Origin of the sequence: Nocardioides marinisabuli (assembly GCF_013466785.1) — a bacterium.
GTDB classification, from domain to species: domain Bacteria; phylum Actinomycetota; class Actinomycetes; order Propionibacteriales; family Nocardioidaceae; genus Nocardioides; species Nocardioides marinisabuli.
The window spans coordinates 1,163,280-1,186,006 of sequence record NZ_CP059163.1 but is presented as its reverse complement, the minus strand read 5'-3'; the positions used below and the strand labels follow the sequence as shown (position 1 = coordinate 1,186,006).

General features: G+C 73.5%; 21 protein-coding genes. 15 read left to right on the top strand and 6 right to left on the bottom strand.

Annotation, left to right across the window (positions count from 1 at the left end):
• The first annotated feature begins 30 nt into the window (after positions 1-30).
• From H0S66_RS05745 to H0S66_RS05730, 4 genes are read left to right on the top strand one after another with little or no spacing between them, the layout of a single operon-like run.
• Positions 31-903: a phosphoribosylaminoimidazolesuccinocarboxamide synthase gene (locus H0S66_RS05745; RefSeq protein ID WP_179617201.1), complete on the top strand. Its 873-nt coding sequence runs from the start codon at positions 31-33 to the stop codon at positions 901-903.
• Positions 897-1,340, top strand: coding sequence for an SRPBCC family protein (locus tag H0S66_RS05740; protein ID WP_179614539.1), 444 nt, complete (start codon positions 897-899; stop codon positions 1,338-1,340). The genes H0S66_RS05745 and H0S66_RS05740 overlap by 7 nt, the downstream gene beginning before the upstream one ends.
• Positions 1,341-1,390: 50 nt before the next feature.
• Positions 1,391-2,962: a long-chain-fatty-acid--CoA ligase gene (locus H0S66_RS05735; protein ID WP_179614538.1), complete on the top strand. Its 1,572-nt coding sequence runs from the start codon at positions 1,391-1,393 to the stop codon at positions 2,960-2,962.
• Entirely contained in the window at positions 2,959-3,156 is a 198-nt protein-coding gene (locus tag H0S66_RS05730; protein WP_179614537.1) for a hypothetical protein, read from the top strand. The genes H0S66_RS05735 and H0S66_RS05730 overlap by 4 nt, the downstream gene beginning before the upstream one ends.
• Before the next feature lie 169 nt (positions 3,157-3,325).
• Here the strand turns inward: H0S66_RS05730 and H0S66_RS05725 are convergent, their stop codons facing one another.
• A complete protein-coding gene (locus H0S66_RS05725; RefSeq protein ID WP_179614536.1) occupies positions 3,326-3,829 on the bottom strand; it encodes a YflT domain-containing protein in 504 nt (167 codons plus the stop codon).
• 103 nt (positions 3,830-3,932) lie between these two features.
• Between H0S66_RS05725 and purS the strand changes: the two genes are divergently transcribed.
• Genes purS through H0S66_RS05710 form a run of 3 tightly spaced genes read left to right on the top strand, consistent with a single transcriptional unit; the run spans position 3,933 to position 5,301 of the window.
• Positions 3,933-4,196 carry a phosphoribosylformylglycinamidine synthase subunit PurS gene (purS, locus tag H0S66_RS05720; protein ID WP_179614535.1) on the top strand — a complete coding sequence of 88 codons (264 nt, stop codon included), beginning with the start codon at positions 3,933-3,935 and terminating at the stop codon, positions 4,194-4,196.
• Positions 4,193-4,861, top strand: a complete 669-nt coding sequence (purQ, locus tag H0S66_RS05715; RefSeq protein ID WP_179614534.1) for a phosphoribosylformylglycinamidine synthase subunit PurQ — start codon at positions 4,193-4,195, stop codon at positions 4,859-4,861. Before purS ends, purQ begins: the two co-directional genes overlap by 4 nt.
• A complete protein-coding gene (locus tag H0S66_RS05710) occupies positions 4,858-5,301 on the top strand; it encodes a DUF3817 domain-containing protein (RefSeq protein ID WP_179614533.1) in 444 nt (147 codons plus the stop codon). Before purQ ends, H0S66_RS05710 begins: the two co-directional genes overlap by 4 nt.
• A gap of 19 nt (positions 5,302-5,320) precedes the next feature.
• Here H0S66_RS05710 and H0S66_RS05705 read toward each other — a convergent pair whose 3' ends face one another.
• Positions 5,321-6,766 (bottom strand): glycoside hydrolase domain-containing protein, encoded by a 1,446-nt coding sequence (locus H0S66_RS05705; RefSeq protein WP_179614532.1) that lies wholly within the window; start codon positions 6,764-6,766, stop codon positions 5,321-5,323.
• Between the two features lie 205 nt (positions 6,767-6,971).
• On the opposite strand from H0S66_RS05705, the gene purL reads away from it, so the two are divergent.
• The 3 genes from purL to H0S66_RS05690 all read left to right on the top strand — a co-directional run bounded on the left by purL (position 6,972) and on the right by H0S66_RS05690 (position 10,742).
• Entirely contained in the window at positions 6,972-9,302 is a 2,331-nt protein-coding gene (purL, locus tag H0S66_RS05700) for a phosphoribosylformylglycinamidine synthase subunit PurL (RefSeq protein WP_179614531.1), read from the top strand.
• Positions 9,303-9,319: 17 nt separating this feature from the next.
• Entirely contained in the window at positions 9,320-9,742 is a 423-nt protein-coding gene (gene arfB, locus H0S66_RS05695) for an alternative ribosome rescue aminoacyl-tRNA hydrolase ArfB (RefSeq protein WP_179614530.1), read from the top strand.
• 139 nt (positions 9,743-9,881) lie between these two features.
• Positions 9,882-10,742, top strand: a complete 861-nt coding sequence (locus H0S66_RS05690; protein WP_179614529.1) for an alpha/beta hydrolase family protein — start codon at positions 9,882-9,884, stop codon at positions 10,740-10,742.
• A gap of 13 nt (positions 10,743-10,755) precedes the next feature.
• On the opposite strand, the gene H0S66_RS05685 is transcribed toward H0S66_RS05690, so the two are convergent.
• Entirely contained in the window at positions 10,756-11,568 is an 813-nt protein-coding gene (locus H0S66_RS05685; RefSeq protein WP_179614528.1) for a DNA-formamidopyrimidine glycosylase family protein, read from the bottom strand.
• An 18-nt stretch (positions 11,569-11,586) separates the two neighbouring features.
• Positions 11,587-12,435 carry an SCO6745 family protein gene (locus H0S66_RS05680; protein WP_179614527.1) on the bottom strand — a complete coding sequence of 283 codons (849 nt, stop codon included), beginning with the start codon at positions 12,433-12,435 and terminating at the stop codon, positions 11,587-11,589.
• Positions 12,436-12,488: 53 nt separating this feature from the next.
• Here H0S66_RS05680 and H0S66_RS05675 point away from each other — a divergent pair, with 53 nt between their 5' ends.
• The 5 genes from H0S66_RS05675 (at position 12,489) to H0S66_RS05655 (ending at position 18,951) form a co-directional block, all read left to right on the top strand.
• Complete coding sequence (locus H0S66_RS05675; protein WP_179614526.1) at positions 12,489-12,848, top strand: sterol carrier family protein; 360 nt, start codon at positions 12,489-12,491, stop codon at positions 12,846-12,848.
• A 30-nt stretch (positions 12,849-12,878) separates the two neighbouring features.
• Positions 12,879-14,519: a phospholipase D family protein gene (locus tag H0S66_RS05670; RefSeq protein WP_218876230.1), complete on the top strand. Its 1,641-nt coding sequence runs from the start codon at positions 12,879-12,881 to the stop codon at positions 14,517-14,519.
• A gap of 50 nt (positions 14,520-14,569) precedes the next feature.
• Complete coding sequence (locus H0S66_RS05665) at positions 14,570-15,949, top strand: dipeptidase (protein WP_179614525.1); 1,380 nt, start codon at positions 14,570-14,572, stop codon at positions 15,947-15,949.
• A 143-nt stretch (positions 15,950-16,092) separates the two neighbouring features.
• On the top strand, positions 16,093-18,459 hold the full coding sequence (locus tag H0S66_RS05660) for a molybdopterin cofactor-binding domain-containing protein (protein WP_179614524.1): 2,367 nt from the start codon (positions 16,093-16,095) through the stop codon (positions 18,457-18,459).
• Positions 18,460-18,471: 12 nt separating this feature from the next.
• Entirely contained in the window at positions 18,472-18,951 is a 480-nt protein-coding gene (locus tag H0S66_RS05655) for a (2Fe-2S)-binding protein (protein ID WP_179614523.1), read from the top strand.
• A 15-nt stretch (positions 18,952-18,966) separates the two neighbouring features.
• Here the strand turns inward: H0S66_RS05655 and H0S66_RS05650 are convergent, their stop codons facing one another.
• Together H0S66_RS05650 and H0S66_RS05645 are read right to left on the bottom strand one after the other, a co-directional pair.
• Positions 18,967-20,751 carry a sensor histidine kinase gene (locus H0S66_RS05650; protein WP_179614522.1) on the bottom strand — a complete coding sequence of 595 codons (1,785 nt, stop codon included), beginning with the start codon at positions 20,749-20,751 and terminating at the stop codon, positions 18,967-18,969.
• Between the two features lie 124 nt (positions 20,752-20,875).
• Positions 20,876-22,633 carry a sensor histidine kinase gene (locus tag H0S66_RS05645; protein ID WP_179614521.1) on the bottom strand — a complete coding sequence of 586 codons (1,758 nt, stop codon included), beginning with the start codon at positions 22,631-22,633 and terminating at the stop codon, positions 20,876-20,878.
• Between the last annotated feature and the right edge of the window lie 94 nt (positions 22,634-22,727).

The following is a 22,727-nucleotide window of genomic DNA, read 5'->3' as shown; positions in this document are numbered from 1 at the left end:
AACATCCCGCCCGCCCCCGCCCTCGACGGCATGCGCCACCTGCACTCGGGCAAGGTGCGCGACCTCTACGAGGTCGAGGCCGGCGAGCACGCCGGGCAGCTGCTCGTGGTGGCCAGCGACCGCCTCTCGATCTTCGACTTCGTGCTCGACACGACGATCCCCGACAAGGGCGAGATCCTGACCCGGATGTCGCTGTGGTGGTTCGAGCAGCTCGCCGACCTGGTGCCCCACCACGTGCTCTCCACCGACGTGCCGGCCGCGGTGGCCGGCCGCGCGGTGGTCTGCGAGCGGCTCGACATGTTCCCCGTCGAGTGCGTGGCCCGCGGCTACCTGACCGGCTCGGGGCTGCTCGACTACGACGCGACCGGCGAGGTGTGCGGGGTCGCGCTGCCCCCCGGCCTCGTCGACGGCAGCCGGCTGCCCGAGCCCGTGTTCACCCCCGCGACGAAGGCCGAGCTGGGCGAGCACGACGAGAACGTCTCCTACGCCGCGGTCGCCGAGCGGATCGGCGAGCAGGACGCCGCCCACCTGCGCGAGCTGACCCTGGCGGTCTACCGCCGCGCCGAGGAGCTGGCCCGCGAGCGCGGCATCCTGCTGGCCGACACCAAGCTCGAGTTCGGACGCTCCGCCGGCGCGGCCCGCAACCCCGCCGGCGCGGTCGTGCTCGGCGACGAGGTGCTCACCCCCGACTCCTCGCGCTTCTGGCCCGCCGACGACTGGCAGCCGGGGCGCACCCAGCCGTCGTACGACAAGCAGATCGTGCGCAACTGGGCGCTCTCGCCCGAGTCGGGCTGGGACCGCGCCTCCGGCGAGGCGCCGCCCGCGCTGCCGGCCGAGGTCGTCGAGCGCACCCGCGCCCGCTACGTCGAGGCCTACGAGCTGCTCACCGGGCAGGCGTGGTGAGCCGCGAGCGCACCGTGGGCGGCACCGTCGCCTTCCCGTGCTCGGCCGAGGCCGCCTTCGACTACCTGGTCGATCCGCGCCACCGGGCGCAGTGGCAGTCGAGCCTGGCCGGCGTCGAGCAGGTCGAGGGCGAGGTGGGGGTCGGCCAGCGCTGGGTCGACGTGACCCGCCCGGGCCTGCGACCGGCGATGGAGACCACGGCGTACGACCGGCCGCGGCGCTGGGCCGAGGTCGGCACCTGGAGGGCGGTGCGCGCGAGCCTCGAGCTGTCCTTCGCCCCGACCGCGGCGGGCTGCGACGTCACCTTCGGCTTCCGCATCAGCGGGCCCGGGCCGCTGCGCCCGCTCGGGCTGCTGCTCAGCCTGGGCTCGGTGCTCCCGGTGCGCGCCGACCTGCGCCGAGCGGCCAGGTTGTGCCAGGGGGCCTCGTCCGCCTGAGGACCCGTCGGTAGGTTGGGGCCATCCACCAACGTGACGGAGGCCACCGCGTGACCAGCTACAACCTTGCGACCCTGCTCGAGAGCACCGCCGGCGAGTTCGGCGACCGCGACGCGATCATCTTCGGCGACACCCGGCTCAGCTACGCCCAGGTCGACGGCGCCGCCAACCAGGTCGCGAACCTGCTGGCCTCGCGCGGCGTCCAGCCCGGCGACAAGGTGGCCCTGAGCTGCCCCAACCTGCCGTACTTCTCGATCGTCTACTACGGCATCCTCAAGGCCGGCGCCACCGTGGTGCCGCTCAACGTGCTGCTCAAGGGCCGCGAGGTGGCCTACCACCTCGCCGACTCCGACGCGAAGGCGTTCTTCTGCTTCCAGGGCACCCCCGAGCTGCCGATCGGCACCGAGGGCCACGCCGGGTTCAGCGAGACCGACTCCTGCGAGCACTTCTTCATGATCACCGCCGACCCGGCCGCCGAGTCGCCGATCGAGGGCACCGAGACGATGGGCCGCGCGATGGCCCAGCAGCCGCCCACCTTCGACACGGTGGCCACCGACGAGGACGACACCGCCGTCATCCTCTACACCTCCGGCACCACCGGGCAGCCCAAGGGCGCCGAGCTGCGCCACCGCAACATGCGCGACAACGCGCTCGCCGGCACCGACCTCTTCGGCGCCGACCCGGCCAAGCCCGACACCTACCTGTGCGTGCTGCCGCTGTTCCACTCCTTCGGCCAGACCGTCATCCAGAACGGCGCCTTCGCCTTCGGTGGCACCGTCGTGATGCTGCCGCGCTTCGAGGCCGAGCCGGCCCTGTCGCTGATGCTCAAGGAGAAGGTGACCTTCTTCGCCGGTGTGCCGACGATGTACTGGGGCCTGCTGGGTGCGCTGACCCCCGAGCACGACGTCTCCTCGCTGGCCGCCAACCTGCGCGTGGCCGCGGCCGGCGGCTCGGCGCTGCCCGTGGAGGTCCACAAGGACTTCCAGAAGAAGTTCGGCGTCACCATCCTCGAGGGCTACGGCCTGTCCGAGACCAGCCCCGTCGCCTCCTTCTCGCCGTACGGCGAGGAGCCGCGCCCCGGCTCGATCGGCACGCCCATCCCCGGCGTGGAGATGAAGCTGATCAGCCCCGAGCCCGGCGACTGGAGCGACATCACCGAGACCGGCCCCGACGCCGTCGGCGAGATCGCGATCAAGGGCCACAACATCATGAAGGGCTACTACGGGCGCCCCGACGCGACCGCGGAGTCCATCCAGGACGGCTGGTTCCGCTCCGGCGACCTGGGCCGCAAGGACGAGGACGGCTGGTACTACATCGTCGACCGCTCCAAGGACATGATCATCCGCGGCGGCTACAACGTGTACCCGCGCGAGATCGAGGAGGTGCTGATGAGCCACCCCGACGTCTCGCTGGCCGCCGTCATCGGCGTGCCGCACGAGTCGCACGGCGAGGAGATCAAGGCCGTCCTGATCATGAACGAGGGCTCCACCGTCACCGAGGACGACATCGTCGCCTGGTGCAAGGAGCAGATGGCCGGCTACAAGTACCCCCGCATCGTGCAGTTCAGCAAGGACCTGCCGATGACCGCGACCGGCAAGATCCTCAAGCGCGAGCTGTCGTGACCGGTGCCCGGATCCTCGGGCTGGCCGTCGCGGCCGTGATGCTGGTGGGAGGGGCCGTGGTGACCTACCTCGGCCTCTCCTACGACGGCGCGGCAGGGGAGCCCGGCGGCGACCGCACCCTGGGCACCCTCGGGCCGGTCCTCGCCGGCCTCGGCGTCGCCCTGGCCATCGTGGTCCTCCAGCGCCGCCCCTGACCCGGCGCAGATCTCACCCTGACCCGGCGCAAATCTCACCCTGACCGGGCGCAAACTTCACCCTGACCCGGCGCAAACATCACCCTGACCCGGCCCGAACTTCTCGTCGAGAGGTTCGGGCCGGGTCAGTGAGAGATATGAGCCGGGTCAGCGCGAGATTTGGGCCGGGTCAGGCGAAGGGGTTGGGCAGCGCGCCGGGCAGGTCGGCGAGCTGCTCGCGGGCGCGGGCGAGGTGCTTGTGCTCGACGAGCACCTCGTAGCGGGTCGCCACGACCTGGGTGACGGAGGAGAAGTCGCGCCGCCCGCGCGAGGCGGCGTACCCGACCAGGGCGAAGACCATGCCGAAGAGCGCGCCGATCACCACGACCGGCAGGAAGGTCGCCAGGAAGCCCTCCTCGGTGAAGATCGTGAAGACCAGGCCGATGAAGGTGCCGAACCAGGCTCCCGAGGCCAGCCCGCCGGCGGCCACCCGGCCGGTGGTCAGGCGCCCGGTGATCCGCTCGACCCGCTTGAGGTCGGTGCCGACGATCATCAGGTGCTCGACGGGGAACTTGTTGTCGGAGAGGTGGTCGACGGTGCGCTGGGCGTCGGCGTAGTCGTCGTAGACGGCCAGCGACTGGGGGAACTCCAGCGGCAGGGCCGTGCGGGCGCGGGACGCTGCGTTCATGCTCATGGCCCCATCATGCCGCGGTGGGGGTGGGACCGAGCGGGTGAGCCGTCGGGGCGGCGCCTAGGATCGGGGTGTTCTCCGACCCTTCCTCCTCCAGGAGCGCCCCGTGTCCCGAGTCGTCGTCGACGTGATGCCCAAGCCCGAGATCCTCGACCCCCAGGGCAAGGCCGTGCTCGGCGCCCTGCCGCGCCTGGGCTTCTCCGGCGTCGCCGACGTGCGCCAGGGCAAGCGCTTCGAGCTCGAGGTCGAGGGCGAGGTGACCGACGAGGTGCTCGCCGAGGTGGCGCGGATGGCCGAGACCCTGCTGTCCAACCCCGTCATCGAGAACTTCACCGTGCGCGTCGAGGAGACCGCCGAGGTGCAGGCGTGAAGATCGGCGTCGTCACCTTCCCGGGCTCCCTCGACGACGTCGACGCCCAGCGCGCCGTGCGCATCGGCGGCAACGAGGCCGTCGCGCTGTGGCACGGCGAGCACGACCTCAAGGGCGTCGACGCGGTCGTCCTGCCGGGCGGCTTCTCGTACGGCGACTACTTGCGCTGCGGCGCCATCTCGCGGTTCTCGCCGGTGATGGCCGAGGTCGTCGAGGCGGCCCAGCGCGGCATGCCGGTGCTGGGCATCTGCAACGGCTTCCAGATCCTCTGCGAGTCGCACCTGCTGCCGGGTGCGCTGATCCGCAACGACCACCGCAAGTTCGTGTGCCGCGACCAGCGCCTGCGCATCGAGCGCGCGGACACTCCCTGGACCTCCGCCTACGAGGCCGGCCAGGAGATCACGGTCGTGCTCAAGAACGGCGAGGGCGGCTACGTCGCCGACGAGGCCACCCTCGACCGGCTCGAGGGCGAGGGGCAGGTCGTGGCCCGCTACCTCGACCACAACCCCAACGGCTCGCTGCGCGACATCGCGGGCGTGAGCAACGAGCGCGGCAACGTGGTCGGCCTGATGCCGCACCCCGAGCACGCCGTCGAGGACCTCACCGGCTCCGGCACCGACGGGCTGGGCTTCTTCACCAGCCTCGTCGAGGCCGTGCTCGCGTGAGCCCACGCCTGCTCTTCCGCGGCCTCGCGGGCGCCGAGGCGGTGACCTGGTCGCTGCTGCTGGTGGGGATGTTCCTCAAGTACGTCACCGAGACCACCGACGTCGCGGTGAGCGTCTTCGGGATGCTGCACGGCGTGGTCTTCGTGGCCTACGCCGTGGCGACCGTGGTGGTCGCCGTCGACCAGCGCTGGGGCGCCGGTCGGACCCTGCTCGGCCTCGCGAGCGCGGTGCCCCCGCTGGCCACCCTCCCCTTCGAGCGGTACGCCGACCGGCGCGGGCTGCTCGGGAGCGCGTGGCGGCTGCGGACCGCCGCCCCCGTGGGGCTGGAGCGCCCGGTCTCCTGGCTGGTGCGCCACCCGGGCCGGGGCGCGGTCACCGGCGCGGCCGCGGTCGCGGCGCTGACCGGCGTGGCGCTGCTGGCCGGCCCCCCGGTCGGCTGACCGGCCCGCGCCGGGGGCCTCAGCCCCGGGCGCCGGCCTGCAGCTTCTTCCAGGTCTTCGCGTTGACGACCCCGGAGGCGCTCATCCCGACGCGCTCCTGCCAGTCCTTGACCGCCGTCTCGACCGCGGGGCCGTAGACGCCGGTCACGACGACCCGGGCCTTCGGCGAGGCGGCGTTGAGGGCGCGCTGGAGCCGGCGCACGGCGTCGCCGCTGGAGCCGTACTTGGTGGTGACCTTCGAGCCGGAGGCCAGCAGCGACATCCAGTGCTTGCGCGACCAGAGGTCCTGCTCGGCGAAGCCGTGGTCGCGCTGCCAGGCCTTGGTGGCGGTGACGACGCGGCCGCCGTACGTGCCGGTGATGTCGGTGTCGAAGTAGCCGCGCTGCTTGAGCAGGCACTGCAGGGCCGCGACCTTGTCGGGGTCGGACTTCTTGGTGCCGCCGCTGGTCTCGCGCGGCGGGCGCAGCAGCTCGTAGGAGGTGTAGTTGACGCGGGTGCCGCCGCACATCTCGGCGGCCGGTCGGGCGGTGCTGCCCTTGCCGAGGTCGAGGAAGTTGGAGTCGATGTTGATCCGCACCCCGCCCCAGGTCTCGTCGTGGCCGCCGCGGTACTGCTTGACGCGGCCGCCGGGGCGCCAGCCGTCCTCACGGATGTAGCTGCTGGAGGTGTTGGCGACGCCGTCCCAGCGCGCCAGCCAGATGGCGTCGGGCAGCTCGAAGCGGTCGGGTCGGCTCACCCGGGCGTCGTCGAGGGCCTTGATGCCCGAGGAGACGCTGGAGTAGACGCCCGAGACGTAGTCGAGGCGGTGCAGCTTCTGGGTCCAGCCGGAGAGGAAGGACAGCGCCGACTCGCGGCAGGCGGTGTTGTTGTGGTCGAAGCCCTCGAGGTCGTACCACAGCGTGCTGCCCTCGGCGATCTTGAGCGCCTTGGCGGCGGCGACGGCCGAGACGGCCTCGCGCCGGCCCATCTTGAGGGCCTTGACGTACTGGCCGTTCTTGCCGGGGCGGGGGTCGATGGTGACGTCGTCGTCGTAGCGCGGGAAGCGCGGCTGGCACGAGGCCTGCGGGCCGAGGGTGATCGGCAGCAGCCGCCAGCCCTTGGTGGCCTGCTTGACCACCCAGGTGGGGGTCAGGTTGGGCTGGTCGCGGCAGGCGCGGGACTTGCCGGAGATGTAGATGCCGACCGCCGAGAACGGCGAGGTGCGCCACCAGGTGTTCATCGACTTCTGGGTGGGCGCCAGGCACTGGTCGAAGCCGTAGCCGGTGAAGTCGCCGGGGGTGACCACCTGGCCCTCCTCGACCGTCGGGGCCCGGCGGTCGCCGGTGCTGCTCGTGGGGGCCGACGCGCTGCCCTGGTCGGCGGCGGAGGCGAGCGGGACCAGGGCCAGGACCCCGGTGGTCGCGAGCGCGCCGCTGAGTGCGCCGGCGAGGGCGAGGCGGACCCGGGGGGAGGTCTGTCGGGGCATCAGGGGGCTCCTACGAGGCGGGGAAGAACGACGCCCGACGGGTCGGGCTGCGCCACCTTAACCACTCCAGTCACACGAGTAACAGCCTTCACCGTGAACTACAGACGTGTAGTTTTCCCAGGTCAGAGGGGGTGCGGTGGCCCGACGACCCGTCACCCGACGGTCGGGCGCAGCCGCGGTCGGGGGCGCCGGTAGATTGACCCTCGTGCCTGAGGACTCCCCGCAGCCCCGCGTCTCCGCTCTCGACACCGTCGCGGTCGCGACCGACGACCCGGGCCGTGAGCAGCCCTGGTCCGACCTCGGTCTGAAGGCCGACGAGTACGCCCGGATCCGCGAGATCCTCGGGCGCCGGCCCACCTCCAGCGAGCTGGCGATGTACTCGGTGATGTGGAGCGAGCACTGCTCCTACAAGTCCTCCAAGGTGCACCTCAAGCAGTTCTCCGAGATCCCCCAGGAGACCCCCGCCGGCAAGATGCTGGCCGGCATCGGCGAGAACGCCGGCGTCATCGACGTCGGCCAGGGCTACGCCGTCACCTTCAAGGTCGAGTCGCACAACCACCCGTCGTACGTCGAGCCGCACCAGGGTGCCGCCACCGGCATCGGCGGCATCGTGCGCGACATCCTGGCCATGGGCGCGCGCCCGGTCGCGGTGATGGACCCGCTGCGCTTCGGCCCCCTCGACGCCCCCGACACCCACCGGGTGCTGCCCGGGATCGTCGAGGGCGTGGGCCACTACGGCAACTGCCTGGGCCTGCCCAACATCGGCGGCGAGGCCGTCTTCGACGAGACCTACCTCGGCAACCCGCTGGTCAACGCGCTGTGCGTGGGCGTGCTGCGCCACGAGGACCTGCACCTGGCCAAGGCCTCGGGGGCCGGCAACCAGGTGATCCTGTACGGCGCCCGCACCGGCGGCGACGGCATCGGCGGCGTCTCCGTGCTCGCGAGCGAGACCTTCGACGCCGACGGCCCCGCGAAGCGGCCCAGCGTGCAGGTCGGCGACCCGTTCATGGAGAAGCTGCTCATCGAGTGCACCCTCGAGATCTTCGCCGCCGGCCTGGTCGCCGGCATCCAGGACCTCGGCGGCGCCGGGCTCTCCTGCGCCACCTCCGAGCTGGCCAGCGCCGGCGACGGCGGCATGCACGTCGAGCTCGACCGGGTGCCGCTGCGCGACTCGACCCTGGCTCCCGAGGAGATCCTCATGAGCGAGAGCCAGGAGCGGATGATGGCCGTCGTCGAGCCCGGCGACGTCGAGGCGTTCATGGCGATCTGCGCCAAGTGGGACGTCGAGGCCGTCGTGGTCGGCGAGGTCACCGACACCGGCCGCCTCGAGATCGACTGGCACGGCGAGCGCGTGGTCGACGTGCCGCCGCGCTCGGTGGCCCACGACGGGCCGACGTACGAGCGCCCCTTCGCCCGCCCGGCCTGGCAGGACGCGCTGCAGGCCGACGCCGCCGAGGCGCTGCCCCGGCCGACCACCGGCGAGGAGCTGGGCGAGACGCTGCTGCGCCTGGTCGCCAGCCCCAACCTCTGCGACAAGTCGTGGATCACCGACCAGTACGACCGCTACGTGCGCGGCAACACCGTGCTCTCCCAGCCCTCCGACTCGGGCATGGTCCGCATCGACGAGGAGAGCAACCTCGGCGTCGCGGTCGCCACCGACTGCAACGGCCGCTTCGCCAAGCTCGACCCCTACACCGGCGCGCGCCTGGCGCTGGCCGAGTCCTACCGCAACGTCGCCACCGGCGGCGCGGTGCCGCTGGCGATCTCCGACTGCCTCAACTTCGGCTCGCCCGAGGACCCCGACGTGATGTGGCAGTTCGCCGAGGCCTGCCGCGGCCTCAAGGACGGCTGCCTCGAGCTCGGCATCCCCGTCACCGGCGGCAACGTCAGCCTCTACAACCAGACCGGCGAGACGGCGATCCTGCCCACGCCGGTCGTGGCCGTGCTGGGCGTTATCGACGACGTCACCCGTCGTACGCCGACCGGCTGGCGCGCCGTCGAGGGTGACGACCGCGGCGAGAGCGTCTTCCTGCTCGGCGAGACCCGCGAGGAGCTCTCCGGCTCGGAGTGGGCCCACGTCGTGCACGGCCACCTCGGCGGCCTCCCGCCGCAGGTCGACCTGGCTGCCGAGCAGGCGCTGGCGCGGGTGCTGCACGAGGGCGTCGGGCTGCTCACCAGCGCCCACGACGTCTCCGACGGCGGCCTGGCCCAGACCCTGGCCGAGTCCGCGATCAGCAACATGTGCGGCGTCACCGTCGACCTGGCCGCCGTCGCCGGCGGCGACCCGTTCCTGGCGCTCTTCGCCGAGTCGGCCGGGCGCGCGGTGGTCACCGTCGCCGACGCCGACGCCCCGGCGCTGCTCGAGCTGGCCGGGCGCCACGGCGTGCCGGTGACCGAGCTGGGCCGCACCGGCGGCGACGAGCTGGTCGTCGAGGGCTCGTTCGCCCTCAACCTGCTCCGGCTCCGCTCGGCGTGGACCGCGACGCTGCCGGCCGCGCTGGCCGGCGACCCCGCCGTGGTCGCCGCGACCCTGTGACCGGTTGACGATGAGCGGTGGCTGACGACCTGCCGGTGACCCGGACCCTGGTGATCCCGGGGGCCGAGCTCACCGAGCGCTTCTCGCGCTCCTCCGGCCCCGGCGGGCAGGGCGTCAACACCACCGACTCCCGCGTCGAGCTGTCGTACGACGTCGCGGCCTCGTCGCTGCCCCCGGTGGTGCGTTCCCGGGTGCTCGACGCGCTCTCGGGCCGGCTGGTCGACGGGGTGCTGACGGTGGCGGCCTCGGAGTTCCGCACCCAGCTGGCCAACCGCCGCGCCGCCCGGGAACGGCTCGCGGCCCTCGTGCGCTCGGCGGCCGGGCCACCTCCCCCCAAGCGCCGGCCCACCAAGCCGACCCGCGGTTCCCAGCGCCGCCGGCTCGAGGCGAAGAAGCAGCGCAGCCAGACCAAGCGCCTGCGCCGCGGCCCCGACGAGTGAGGCACGAGCAGTCACTTGTGAACCATCGAGCAGTCACTTCCGCCCCTCGTGGTGCTGAAGAAGGGTGCACAAGTGACCGGTGGATGGTTCACAAGTGACTGCTCGGCATCGGGGGTGGCCGCGGCTACGAAGCAGGGGTGTGCGCCGACGTAGCCTGCTGACCCTGCCCGCCCTCGCCGGCCTCGCCGCCGTGGGGGCCTGCGCCACCGGCTCCCAGGAGGTCCCGACCGTGCCCGCTCCCGCCGACGGCTCCACCACCGAGCGACTGACGTACGGCGACGACCCCAGCCAGTACGCCGTGCTGACCCGGCCCGCGGGCACCCCGCGCGGGGTCGTGGTGGTCGTGCACGGCGGGTTCTGGAAGGCGGAGTACGGCATCGAGTACGCCGAGCCGCTGGTGCCGAGCCTGGTCGCGGCCGGGTGGGCGACACTGGCGCTGGAGTACCGCCGCGTCGGCGGCGGGGACGGCGGGGGTGGTGGGGTGCCCGAGACGCTCGACGACGTCGCCGCCGGGATCGACCTGCTCGCGACCACCGACCTCGACCTCGCCACCGCGCCGGTGGTGGCCGTGGGTCACTCCGCGGGCGGTCACCTGGCGACCTGGGCGGCCTCGCGCACCCGTCACGACCGCTGGGCCGGTGGCGTCGAGCTGACCCACGTCGTCTCGCAGGCCGGGGTGCTCGACCTCGCCGGGGCGCACGCCGCCGGGCTCGGCGGGGGTGCGGTCGCGGCGTTCCTCGGTCATGCCCCCGACGTCTCCGACCCCGCGGACACCGCGGTCGACCCGCTGAGCCAGGTCCCGCTCGAGCAGCCGGTGTGGTGCGTGCACGGGCGCGACGACACGATCGTGCCGCCGACCCAGTCGCAGCGCTACGTCGACGCCGCGCTCGCCGCGGGCGCACAGGCCGAGCTGGTCGAGGTCGAGGGCGACCACTTCACCGTCGTCGACCCGGCCTCGGCCGCCTGGACCCGCACCCTGGAGGTCCTCGACGCCCTCTGAGCCGACAGCGAGGTCAGCGCGCCGGGCGGGCCGGGCCGGGCTGGCAGTGCGGGCACCACCACGTACGCCGGTTGGCCGGGTCGTTCGGCACCTCGTCGACCATCTGCACCACGGTGCCGCAGCGCAGGCACGGTCGGCGCTGGCGCCCCGCGACCCAGTGCGACTCGCCGCGGCGACCCGTGCCGGTCGTGACCTGGTAGGCGCCCGGCACGGTCGCGGAGTGCCGCAGGGCCCGGGCCGCGAGCGTGACCAGCCGCTCGACGTCGACCTCGCCGACCGGCGTCCAGGGGCTGCGGCCGAGGACGAAGGCCAGCTCGTTGGCCCACAGGTTGCCCAGCCCGGCCACCTTCGTCTGGTCGAGCATGGCGCTGACCAGCGGCACCTCGGGGTCGGCGCGCAGCCGGCGCACCGCCTCGGCGGTGTCGAGGTCGTCGTGCAGCAGGTCGGGGCCCAGGTGGCCGACCACCTGCGCCTCCTGCGAGGTGGCCACCAGCTCGAGCTGGTGCAGGCGCAGCCCCCAGGCCGTGGAGCCCTCAGTGGTCTCGAGCACCACGCGGACGTCGGGCTGCAGGCGTCGCGGCAACTGGCGGCCCGGCCGGGTCACCGACCACTCTCCGTCCATCAGCAGGTGGCTGTGGAGGGTGACGTCGCCCGAGAAGCGGGTCAGCAGGTGCTTGCCGTGGGTGGCGTGCTCGAGCACCTCGCGCCCGGCGAGGTCGCGCGTGGCCAGCCTCGGCACCCGCAGGTCCGAGCGCGCCACGGTGCGCCCGCGCAGCGCCCGGTCGAGGCGCCGCGCGAGCTTGTGGACGCTGTCACCCTCGGGCACGTCGCCCCCGGACGGCGCTCAGGCCAGCACGCCGGTGGGGAAGACGCCCCCGGCGACCATCTGCTTGACCCACGGACGGCCCAGGGTGCGCAGCCGGTCGGCGCCCTCGTCGCCCAGCGCGGCCCACGGGGCGTGCCCGAGCTCGTCGGTGGCGGTCTCGACCGAGGTGCGCAGCGCCACGCCCTGGTCGGTCAGGGCGCCGTCGGCGCCGAGCAGCCCGCGCTGCTGCAGGTCGGCCGAGCAGGCCGCCCACTCCTCGTCGGACCAGCCCCGGGTCGCCTGGGCGGCCGGCACCGTGAAGCCGGTGCCGGTCGCGGTGTGCGTGACCAGCGACTCCAGGCCGGTCAGGCCGTGGCCCAGCAGGGTCGCGACGTGGCCGTCGCCGCGGTGCTCGCGCACGAGCGTGAGGGCGTGGAAGAGCACCAGGTGGGGCGCCTCGGGCCAGGGCAGGTCGGCGTGCGCGGCGTACAGCGCACGACCCTCGGGCGTGCACGCCCCGGCGGCGGTGCGGCCCAGCTCGGCGGCCTCGGCCATCTCGGGGGAGTCGAGGACCTCCTGGCCCAGCAGCCGCCGGTACGCCGCGTCGACGCCGCGGTAGCGCGCCGCCAGCACGTCCTCGGGGGAGGCCGCCTCCCAGCAGGCCGGGACGAAGTGGGCCACCAGCGAGGGGGAGAAGACGAAGAAGGTCGCGGCGACCGGGCCCGGCCCGACCCGGCCCATCGCCGCCGAGCGGGAGGCGAAGTAGGCGCCACGGCCGCGGCGGACGCCGAGGGCGGTGACCTCCTCCTCGACCTCGGGCACGAAGTAGCCCAGCGCGTGCAGGGTCTCGAGCGAGCGGGCGGTGCGGCCGGAGGAGTGCGGGTCCATGCGCCCTGTCTACCCGATCGCACCGACCGGCCCGGCGGGACTAGGCTGCCGCGGTGCCCGTCCGACTCCGCCCCGCCGACCCCGACGACGTCGCCGAGGCCCTCGAGCGCCTCGCCGCGGGGGCCGAGGAGCGCGCCGATCTGCGGCTGCTGGTCAAGCACTTCCTGGCCGTCCTCGACCAGCGCGCGCCCGGGGCCTCGGTCGAGGTCCGGGTCCCGCCGTACGCCGCCGTGCAGGTCATCCCCGGCGTGCGCCACACCCGGGGCACCCCGCCGGCCGTGGTCGAGACCGACGGGGCCACCTGGATCGCGCTGGCCACGGGCGCGCTGACCTGGGCCGAGGCCGAGGACGCCGGGCGGGTCAGCGCCTCCGGTCAGCGCGCCGACCTGGGCCCGCACCTGCCGCTGACCTGAGCGGGGGAGGTGGAGGTCTAGCCTCCACCCATGCCCCCGATGCCCGACCCGCGTGACTGGTTCCTGTCCCGCGACGAGCGGGGCAACCCCGCGACCCGTCTCGACGAGGCGCACCCCGACGCCGCCTTCACGACCGGCAACCTGGCCCGGCCGCTGGTGCACGGGGCCACCTACTTCGCCGAGCTGCGCCGCTGCGTCGAGGCCACCGGCGAGGGCGACCTGGTCTGGTTCACCGACTGGCAGTCCAACCCCGACCAGCGCCTCGACGACGACCCGGCCAGCGAGCTGGTCGAGGTGCTCGGGCGTGCGCTGGAGCGCGGCGTCGACGTGCGGGCCCTGGTGTGGCGCTCGCAGTCGGGGCTCTTCGGCTACGCCCACGACGAGCACCGCGACCTCGGGGCGCTGCTGCAGGAGCGCGGCGGCGACGTCCAGCTCGACATGCGGGTGACCCGGGTGGGTGCGCACCACCAGAAGTTCTGCGTGGTCCGGCACCGTGACGACCCCACCCGCGACATCGCCTTCGTCGGCGGCATCGACCTGTGCCACGGCCGCCGCGACGACGCGCTGCACCACGGCGACCCGCAGAGCATCCACGTCGCCGACGAGTACGGCGAGCGCCCGCCGTGGCACGACGTGCAGCTGGCCGTGCAGGGACCCGTGGTGCACGACGTCGAGACCGTCTTCCGGGAGCGCTGGGAGGACTCCACGCCCACCTCGCGCAACCCCGTACGCCGCTGGCGCGACGCCCGCGCCGACCTCGACGAGGCCCAGCGTCCGCTGCCGCCGCAGGCCCCGCCCCCGCCGGAGGTGCCCGGGGCCGACCACGCCGTGCAGCTGCTGCGCACCTACCCCGTGCTGGGCGCCGGGTGGGCCTTCGACTTCGCCCCCCGGGGCGAGCGGTCGGTGGCCCGCGGCTACACCAAGGCGGTCCGGCACGCCCGCGAGCTCGTCTACGTCGAGGACCAGTTCCTGTGGGGCCACGAGATGAGCAGCGTGCTGGTCGACGCGCTGCAGGAGAACCCGGGGCTGCACCTGGTCGCCGTCCTGCCGCAGTACCCCGACCAGGACGGCTGGTTCGCCCGCGACCCCCAGGTGCTGGGGCGGCTGCGCGGGGTGCAGCGCCTGCTGCTGGAGGCGCCCGACCGCGTCGCGTTCTACGGCCTGGAGAACCACGCCGGCACCCCCGTCTACGTGCACGCCAAGGTCTGCGTGCTCGACGACTCCTGGGCCTCGATCGGGTCCGACAACTTCTGCCGCCGCTCCTGGACCAACGACTCCGAGCTCTCGGCCGCCGTCATCGACCGCGGCACCGACGGCGACCGCGCCGGCTTCGCGCGCCGGCTGCGGCTGACGCTCGCCGCCGAGCACCTCGACCGGCTCGACCCCGACGAGCTGACCTGCCTCGACGACATGGACGACGCCGGGCTGCTCGAGGTGATGGCCGACTGCGTCGACCCGGCCGAGATGTTCGCCCGGTTCGCGGCCAGCGCCGACGCCCTCGAGGCCTGGCACGACGGCGGCCGCGTGGGCGAGCGGCCCCCGGGGCGCCTGCGACGCCTGCCCGAGCCGCGGCTGCCGCTGGCGCGCCAGCTGCTCGCCGTGCCCGGCTACCAGCTGCTCCACGACCCCGACGGCCGCTCGCTGTCGATGCGCCGGCGCAAGCGCTTCTGAGCCGCCCTGCCGGCGTGCCTGCGGCGTCGCGGCCCGGCTACGTTGACGCCATGAGCTCCCACGCCGACACCACCGACCTGCGGGCCCGCGTCACCGACGTGCTGCCCGGCCTGCGCAGCGACCTCGAGGACCTCGTGCGCATCGAGTCCGTGAGCGCCGACCCCGCGCGCGCCGACGAGGTGCGCCGCAGCGCCGAGGCCGTGCGTGTGCTGCTGGCCGCGGAGGGCATGGACACCGAGGTGGTGAGCATCGAGGGTGGGGCGCCCGCGGTGATCGGGCACAAGGCCGGCCCGGAGGGTGCGCCGACGGTGCTGCTCTACGCCCACCACGACGTGCAGCCCGAGAACGACCACGCCGACTGGGACTCCCCGCCCTTCGAGCCCACCGAGCGCGACTCCCCGAGCGGGCGCCGGCTCTTCGCCCGTGGCGCGGCCGACGACAAGGCCGGCATCGTGGCGCACCTGGGTGCCCTGCGGGTCTTCGGCGACGACCTGCCGGTGAGCGTGACGGTCTTCGTCGAGGGCGAGGAGGAGGTCGGCTCCGAGACCCTGCCGGCCCTGCTGGCCGCCCACCAGGAGCGGCTGCGTGCCGACGTGATCGTGATCGCCGACTCCGGCAACTTCGACGTCGGCGTGCCGGCGCTGACCACGAGCCTGCGCGGCCTGGTGCGCGCCGACGTCGAGGTCCGCACCCTTACCCACGCCGTGCACTCCGGCATGTGGGGCGGCCTCGTGCCCGACGCGCTGATGACGCTGAGCCGGCTCATCGCCACCCTCCACGACGACGCCGGTGACGTCGCGATCGAGGGCCTGCACTCCGGCCCCGCCGCCGACGTGGCCTACCCCGAGGAGCGGCTGCGCGCCGACTCGGGCGCCTGCGCCGGCACCGAGTGGATCGGCACCGGCTCGGCGGTCGAGCGGCTGTGGACCAGGCCGGCGCTGAGCATCACCGGTCTCGACGCGCCCAAGGTCGAGGGGGCGAGCAACACCCTGGTGCCCGCCGCGCGCGCCAAGGTCTCGCTGCGCATCGCCCCCGGCGACACCGCCGCCAACGCGACCGACTGCCTGCGCCGCCACCTCGAGCGCCACGTCCCGTGGGGCGCCGAGCTCACCGTCACCGTCGTCGACACCGGCGAGGCGACCGACATCGACGCGACCGGGCCGGCGTACGACGCGGCGCGGGCGGCCTTCACCGAGGCCTGGGACGGCACCGAGCCGATCGACATGGGCGTGGGCGGCTCGATCCCGTTCATCGCGGAGTTCCTCGAGGCCTTCCCGCGCGCGAGCGTGCTGGTGACCGGTGTCGAGGACCCCGACACCCGCGCGCACGGCGCCAACGAGGGCCTGCACCTGGCCGAGTTCGAGCGGGTCGTGCTGGCCGAGACGCTGCTGCTGGCACGGCTCGCGGAGGCGGGGCGTCCCACCCCCTGAGATGCCCCACCGGGTAAAAATCCGTCCATCTGACAGGAACGAACGCCAGATGTGCGTGACGACGCTCACGCGCGGGTAGAAAGGAGGCGCCCGGTCTAGACCGGGGCCTTGCCCGACCACGACATGGGGAGCTTCTCGGTCACATGACAGCGCCTGAAGACAGCACCGGACCCGCCGGAACCAGCCACGACAGCGCCCCGGACACCGGGCCTCCCGGAGGGGTCCGCCGCCGCTCCTTCCTCGGCTACGTGGTCGCCGGCACCACGCTGGTCGCGGCCGCCGACCTGACCATGGCCCGGCCCGCGCGGGCGGCGGTCCCCTCGCTGCCGCAGGTGCCCGAGCTCTACGACCTCGAGGACCTGCAGACCGACGCGGCGCTGCCGACCTCGCAGCTGATCACCATCGAGATCAACGAGGACGGCACCGCCTCCTTCGCGCTGCCGCGCATGGAGGTCGGCCAGGGCATCACCACCTCGACCGCGATGATCATCGCCGAGGAGCTCGACCTGCCGGTCGAGAAGGTCACGGTCACCCTGGCCCCCGCCCGTCCCGAGCTGGTCTTCAACCAGCTCACCGGCGGCTCCAACAGCACCGTGTCGACGTACACCCCGATCCGGGTGGCCTCGGCCATCGCGCGCGGCGCCCTGCTCGACGCCGCCGCGCGCCAGCTCGGGTACGCCGTCGAGCGGCTGCGCACCAAGGACGGCGTCGTGATCGGTCCCGGCGGCGAGACGCTGGGCTACGGCGAGCTGGCGACCCTGGCGGCCAGCCCGGTTACCGAGGTCGTCGACGTGCTGCTCAAGGACCCCGAGGAGTTCACCCGCATCGGCAAGCCGCGCAACCGCGACGACGCGCGGCTCGCGGTGACCGGCAGGAAGGACTTCACCCTCGACCTCGAGGTCAAGGGTGCGAAGCCGACGATGCTGTGCCGTCCGCCGACCCTCAACGGCTCGCCGAAGCGGCTGCGCAACAAGAAGAAGATCCTCAAGATGCCGGGCGTCAAGCAGGTCGCGGTCGTCGACACCGGGGTGGCGGTGCGCGCCACGACCTTCGGCCAGTGCATCGACGCCATCCGGGCCATGGACGTGGTGTGGAACGACGGGCCCGTCGAGGGCGAGTCCGACCAGACCATCCTGGCGCGCCTGAAGAAGGCCGAGCTGCCGCTGGCGGTGCCCGAGGTGCCGCTGCTGGCCAAGACCGTCGAGGAGCGCTTCGAGTTCATGTTCCGCTCCAGCGCCGCGCTGGAGCCCAACTGCGCGATCGCCGACGTCCGGGAGGACTCCGCCGAGATCTGGGCGGGGCTCAAGGTCCCGATCCTGGCCCAGCAGAACATCGCCCAGGCGCTCGGGATGAGCCAGGACCAGGTGAAGGTCAACGTCGTCACCGGTGGCGGGTCCTTCGGCCACAAGCTCTTCAGCGACGCCGCCATCGAGGCCGCCAAGGTCTCGCAGGCGATGGGCAAGCCGGTCAAGCTGATGTGGCACCGCGCCGACGAGCCCCGCCAGGGCCGGTTGCACCCGATGGTCACCTCGCGCATCCGCGCGACCGTGCTGGCCGGGCAGGTGCTCAGCTTCGAGCAGCGCAACACCAGCGTCGTCACCGACTTCAGCCACGGGCTGGGCGAGATCATCACCTCGACCATCGACGAGGCGCCGACCGAGGTCGGCAAGAAGGTCGGCGGCCTGGGCTTCTCGCAGACGATCTTCACCCTGACCCAGGAGCTCGGCTACAACTTCGGTGTCGTCACCCAGCTGCTCAACGAGACCGACGACCGGTTCAACACCGGCAGCATGCGCAACATCTACTCGCCCGACACCCGGGTCGCCGTCGAGCTCGTCGTCGACCGGCTCGCCGCCGAGGTCGGCATGGACCCGCTGGAGTTCCGGCTCAAGCACGCCAAGAGCGCCAAGGTCCGCAAGGCGCTGGAGAAGGTGGCCGAGGAGGGCGACTGGGGTCGCAGGATGCCCGCCGGCTTCGCCCAGGGCATCGCGATCCACCAGGAGTACAAGGGTGCGACGGCCTGCCTGGTCGAGATCGACACCCGGCCCGAGACCGTCAACCGCAGGATCCGCAACGCCGTCACCGGCCCGCGGGTCACCCGGGCCACCTTCGCGGTCGACGCGGGCCTGGTGATCAACCCCCAGGGCCTGAAGGCCCAGATGATGGGCGGCTTCTCCGACGGGCTCGCGCTCACCCTGACCAGCAGCGTGCACCTGCGCGACGGGCACTTCCTCGAGGCCAGCTGGGACAACTACTACTACACGCGGCAGTGGAACATCCCGCCCCGCTTCGAGTGCTTCGTGCTGCCCTCGGAGGACCGGCTGCCCGGCGGTGCCGGCGAGGCCGGCGTGGCCGCCTCGGCGGCGTCCGTGGCCTGCGCCTACGCCCGGGCGACCGGGACGATGCCGACCCGGTTCCCCATCAACCACGGCAAGGTCACCTTCAAGCCCAAGTCGTTCGTGCCGTCGGTCCCCAAGTCGCCGACCAACGGCCTCAAGTTCACCTACTAAGGAGAGGCCGACATGCCCAAGCAGACATTCATCCTCAACGGCAAGCCGGTCACCGTGAACGTCAAGGACGACGTGCGGGTGCTCTGGGTCCTGCGCGACCTCCTCGGGGTCACCGGTCCGAAGTACGGCTGCGGCATCAACGTGTGCAAGGCGTGCACGTCGCACATCAACGGCAAGGCGTTCAACCCGTGCTCGGTGCGGGTGGGCGACCTCGGCCGCGACGACGAGGTCACCACCATCGAGGGCCTGCCCGACACCGTGGGCCAGGACCTGCACCCGATGCAGGAGGCCTGGATCGACCGCGACGTCCCGCAGTGCGGCTACTGCCAGCCGGGCCAGATCATGGCGGCGGTCGCGCTGGTCAAGAAGGTGCGCCGCGAGGGACGCGAGATCAGGGACGCCGACCTCGACACCATCCGCAACATCTGCCGGTGCGGCACCTACACGCGCATCCGCGAGGCCGTGGTGCAGGGCGCGCGCGGGATGGCCTGAGCGACCCCGCCGGCCTCAGGTCGGGGACCCGCTGCCGGGGAGGGTGACGGTGAAGACGCTGCCCTCCCCGGGAGCGGACTCGACGGCGATGTCGCCGTCGAGGCGTCGTACGACGCGCTGCACGATGGCCAGGCCCAGGCCGGTGCCCGGCTGGCTGGCCGCGGCCGGGTCGGCCGAGCGGTAGAACTCCTCGAAGAGCCGCTGCTGCTCGGCGGCGGCGATGCCGATGCCGTGGTCGACGACCCGCAGCACCACCTCGGTCGTGGCGGGGACCGGGCCGGGGCGGGTCTCGAGGTGCACCTCGACCTCGCCGCCCTCGTGGGAGTACTTCACGGCGTTGCTGACCAGGTTGACCAGCAGCCGCTCCAGGTCCGCGGCGTCGGCGCTGACCAGCACTCCTCTGGACGGGGCGTGCACGCGCACCCGCACGTCACGGGCGTCCGCCTGCACGGCGAGGCCTTCGACCACCTCGTGCAGCAGCGCGCCCAGCTCCTGCGGCGCCACCAGCGCCGGGTCGGCCGCCTCGTCGAAGCGCGCCAGGGTCAGCAGGTCGGCGACGATGTCGTCGAGGCGCCGGGTGGCGCGCCCGATGCCGCGCAGCGAGCGCTGCACCTCGGGGCCGGTGGCGGGCTCCTCGGCCAGGAAGTCCTCGAGCATGTCGAGGTATCCGCCGACGGCCGCCAGCGGGTTCTTCAGCTCGTGGGCCATGGTCGCGATCAGCTGCTGGCGGTACGCCGCCGCCTGCTGCTCGCGCTCGAAGCTGCGGGCGTTGAGCACCGCACGGCCCAGGTCGTGGCCGATGTCGAGGGCCGCGCTCGCCTCCTCGTCGGACCAGTCGGTGCGGTCGCGGCGGAACATCAGCAGCCGGCCCACGCACTCGGGCCCGGCGCCGAGCGGGGTCAGCAGCAGCGAGGTGTCGCCCTGGCCGTGCAGGCCCTCGAGCAGCAGCGCGTGCTCCTCGGCGCTGAGCAGGGCCGGCGCGGCACGGCGGTGGGAGATGATGGCGACGCGCTGGTCGCGCCAGCAGCGCTCGGCCAGCCGCCGGGACAGCAGCGAGACCTCGTCGAGGTCGGCCTCCTCCTCCTCGGCGAGCAGCTGCACCCGCACGTCGTCGACGGTGAACCCGTCGCAGACGGTGTCGATGACGGTCTGCACCAGGCGGGCCAGGTCGAGGTCGGCGGTGGCGCTGCGCACCACCCGCCGGGCGGCGTCGGCGAGCCGCACCTGCTCGAGCAGGCGCTCGCGCTCGAGCACGTCGAGCATGGCGCTGTTGGCGCGCTCGGCGTAGCCCCCCAGGCGCCGACGCTGGTCGGTGCCGGGGCGCAGCCCGTCGAGGGGCAGGTCGACCCACACGATGCCGTGCAGGGTGCCGTCGGTGTCGGTGAGCGGGGCCATCAGCAGGTCGCAGGGCTGCCAGGCGTCGGGGTGCGCGGGTGCCGCGGACTGCGCCGATCCCACCCAGATGTGGTCGAGCAGCTCCACGGCCTGCTCGTGGGGCAGGAAGCGCAGCGGCCCCCACTGCTCGGCGCGCTCGAGCATCGTCATCGCCACGGGGGTCGGGGTGACGTCGCCGGTCAGCTCGGCCACGGCCTCGGGGTCGCCGTCGACCACGACGAACTCGAGCTCGTCGGTGGCCCGGAACAGGCTGACCGCCGAGACCCGGAAGCCACCGGCCTGGGCCATCTCCGCTGCGATCGAGCGCAGCACCCGGGTCAGCTCGGTGGTCGCGGGGACCGGGCTCGCCGGAGCGACGGGGGTCGCCGCGAGGGGCTGGTGGGTGGTGCCCTGGGTCGGGGTCACGTGGGGGCTCCGGCAGGTGGGTGGCAGAGTGCGGCCCTGCCTGCACGAGCCGCCGTCCCCTTCACCTTAAAGGGGGGTCCTGAACCCTGCCGCTGCTTTCCACAGGTCGGTCCCGCCGGGACGGTCAGCCGGCCACGGGCAGCCGCACCCGGAAGGTGCTGCCCTCGCCGAGCCGCGACTCGACCTCGGTGCGCCCGCCGTGGCGGCTGACGATCCGGTGCACGATGCTGAGCCCGAGCCCGGTGCCCGGCTGGGCCAGGGCGAGCGGGTTGGTGGAGCGGAAGAACTCCTGGAACAGCTGCTCCTGGTCCTCCGCGGAGATGCCCAGGCCGGTGTCGGTGCACTCGAGGACCGCCTCGTCGCCCTCGACCGCGAGGCAGACCGTCACCCGGCCGCCGCTCGGGGTGTACTTGCCGGCGTTGCTGACCAGGTTCGTCACCAGGCGCTCGATCTCCTCGGCCTCGGCCATCGCCACCACCGGCTCCTCGGGCTTCTCCACCACCACCTCGATGCCCTTGCGGGTCAGGCTGTGCTCCTGCAGCGCGAGGACGTCGGCCACCACGTCGGCCAGGTCGACCGGTCGCGGCACGACGGGGTGGTCGGGGTCGCCGACCTTGGCCAGCAGCAGCAGGTCGTCGGCCACCCGGGCCAGTCGCCGGGCTCCCCGGTCGATGGCGTCGACCGACGCCGACACGGCCGGGTCTGTGGGCTCGTCCTGCAGGATCTCGAGGTGACCCACGATCGCGGTCAGCGGGTTCTTCAGCTCGTGCGAGACCGTGGCGATCAGCCGGCCCTTGTAGGAGTCGAGGGCGCGCAGTTCCTCGACCATCCGGTGCTCCCGCTCGAAGGAGCGGGCGTTGAGGACGACGCGTCCCAGGTCGTGGCCGATGTCGAGCGCCGCCTCGCGCTCCGCGGCCGTCCACCCCGGCGCCCCCGCGAGCCGTGTCAGCACCAGGTTGCCCAGGGCCTCGTGGGCGGCCCCGATCGGCACGAAGAGCAGCGAGCCGACCCGGATCTCGTCGAGGAAGTCGACGATCTCGCTGGTCTCGCGCGCGCTCAGCGCCGGCGCCTGGAGGTGCTCGCGGGAGACCACGTCGACGCGCTGCGCGGCCCACGAGGCGCGCGCCGAGCGCTCGGCGGTGCGCACCAGCCGGCCCGGCAGCGCGACCTGGGTCCCGTCGGCGGCCACGAGCCGACCGGTGCCCAGGCCGTCGTCGGCGAAGATCTGCAACCAGGCCCCGACGGCCCGGAAGCCCTGCATCAGCGCGTCGGCGCTCGCCGCGAGCACCTCCTCGACCCCGAGCTGGGCCGGGGCGTCACGCACGATCTGGCGCGCCGCCGAGGCCAGGCGCACCTGTTCGGCCAGCTGCTCGCGCTCGAGCGCGAGCAGGGCCGCGCGCGTCGCCTGGTCGGCGTACGCCGCGAGGACGCGCTGCGCCTCGGGGCCCGGCCGGCGCCCGTCGTCGGGCAGGTCCATCGACAGCATGCCCAGCATCTCGCCGCTCCCGCTGTGCAGCGGGGCGCACAGCGCGTCCATCGGGTGCCAGGCGTCCGGTCCCTCGAGCGGCAGCAGGTCGGGGACCCAGCCCCAGACCTGCAGGTCGACGGGCAGCGACTCGTGCGGCACGAAGCGCAGCGGGCCCCAGTGCTCGGCCAGCTCGAGCTCGGCGAGGATGGAGGCGAGGGGGGTGCGGGCGCCGAGCAGGGCGGTGCGGGCCTCGTCGTCACCGGCGACCGCGACCGTCTCGAGCTCGTTGCCGCGCACCAGGCCGACCGTGGCGACCCGGAAGCCGGCGACGCGCGTGACGCCCTCGGCGATCAGCGTGAGCGCGTCGACGGCAGGGCTCGCGGCGTCCGCGCCCAGCCAGGCTCGCTCGCTCACAGGTCCCAGTCCTCCGCACGTGACGTCATGCCCCCCAGGCCCGGCGATCCTACGGTCCGGGGGGCCTCGCGGGAGGCGAATCGGCCAGGAGGTG

Excerpts from the sequence above, each read along its gene's own strand:
- H0S66_RS05745 (WP_179617201.1), top strand. The coding sequence starts at position 31 with ATGCGCCACCTGCACTCGGGCAAGGTGCGCGACCTCTACGAGGTCGAG.
- H0S66_RS05725 (WP_179614536.1), bottom strand. The coding sequence starts at position 3,829 with ATGAGCATGAACGCAGCGTCCCGCGCCCGCACGGCCCTGCCGCTGGAG.
- H0S66_RS05705 (WP_179614532.1), bottom strand. The coding sequence starts at position 6,766 with ATGCCCCGACAGACCTCCCCCCGGGTCCGCCTCGCCCTCGCCGGCGCA.
- H0S66_RS05680 (WP_179614527.1), bottom strand. The coding sequence starts at position 12,435 with ATGGACCCGCACTCCTCCGGCCGCACCGCCCGCTCGCTCGAGACCCTG.
- H0S66_RS05670 (WP_218876230.1), top strand. The coding sequence starts at position 12,879 with ATGCCCCCGATGCCCGACCCGCGTGACTGGTTCCTGTCCCGCGACGAG.
- H0S66_RS05665 (WP_179614525.1), top strand. The coding sequence starts at position 14,570 with ATGAGCTCCCACGCCGACACCACCGACCTGCGGGCCCGCGTCACCGAC.
- H0S66_RS05660 (WP_179614524.1), top strand. The coding sequence starts at position 16,093 with ATGACAGCGCCTGAAGACAGCACCGGACCCGCCGGAACCAGCCACGAC.
- H0S66_RS05655 (WP_179614523.1), top strand. The coding sequence starts at position 18,472 with ATGCCCAAGCAGACATTCATCCTCAACGGCAAGCCGGTCACCGTGAAC.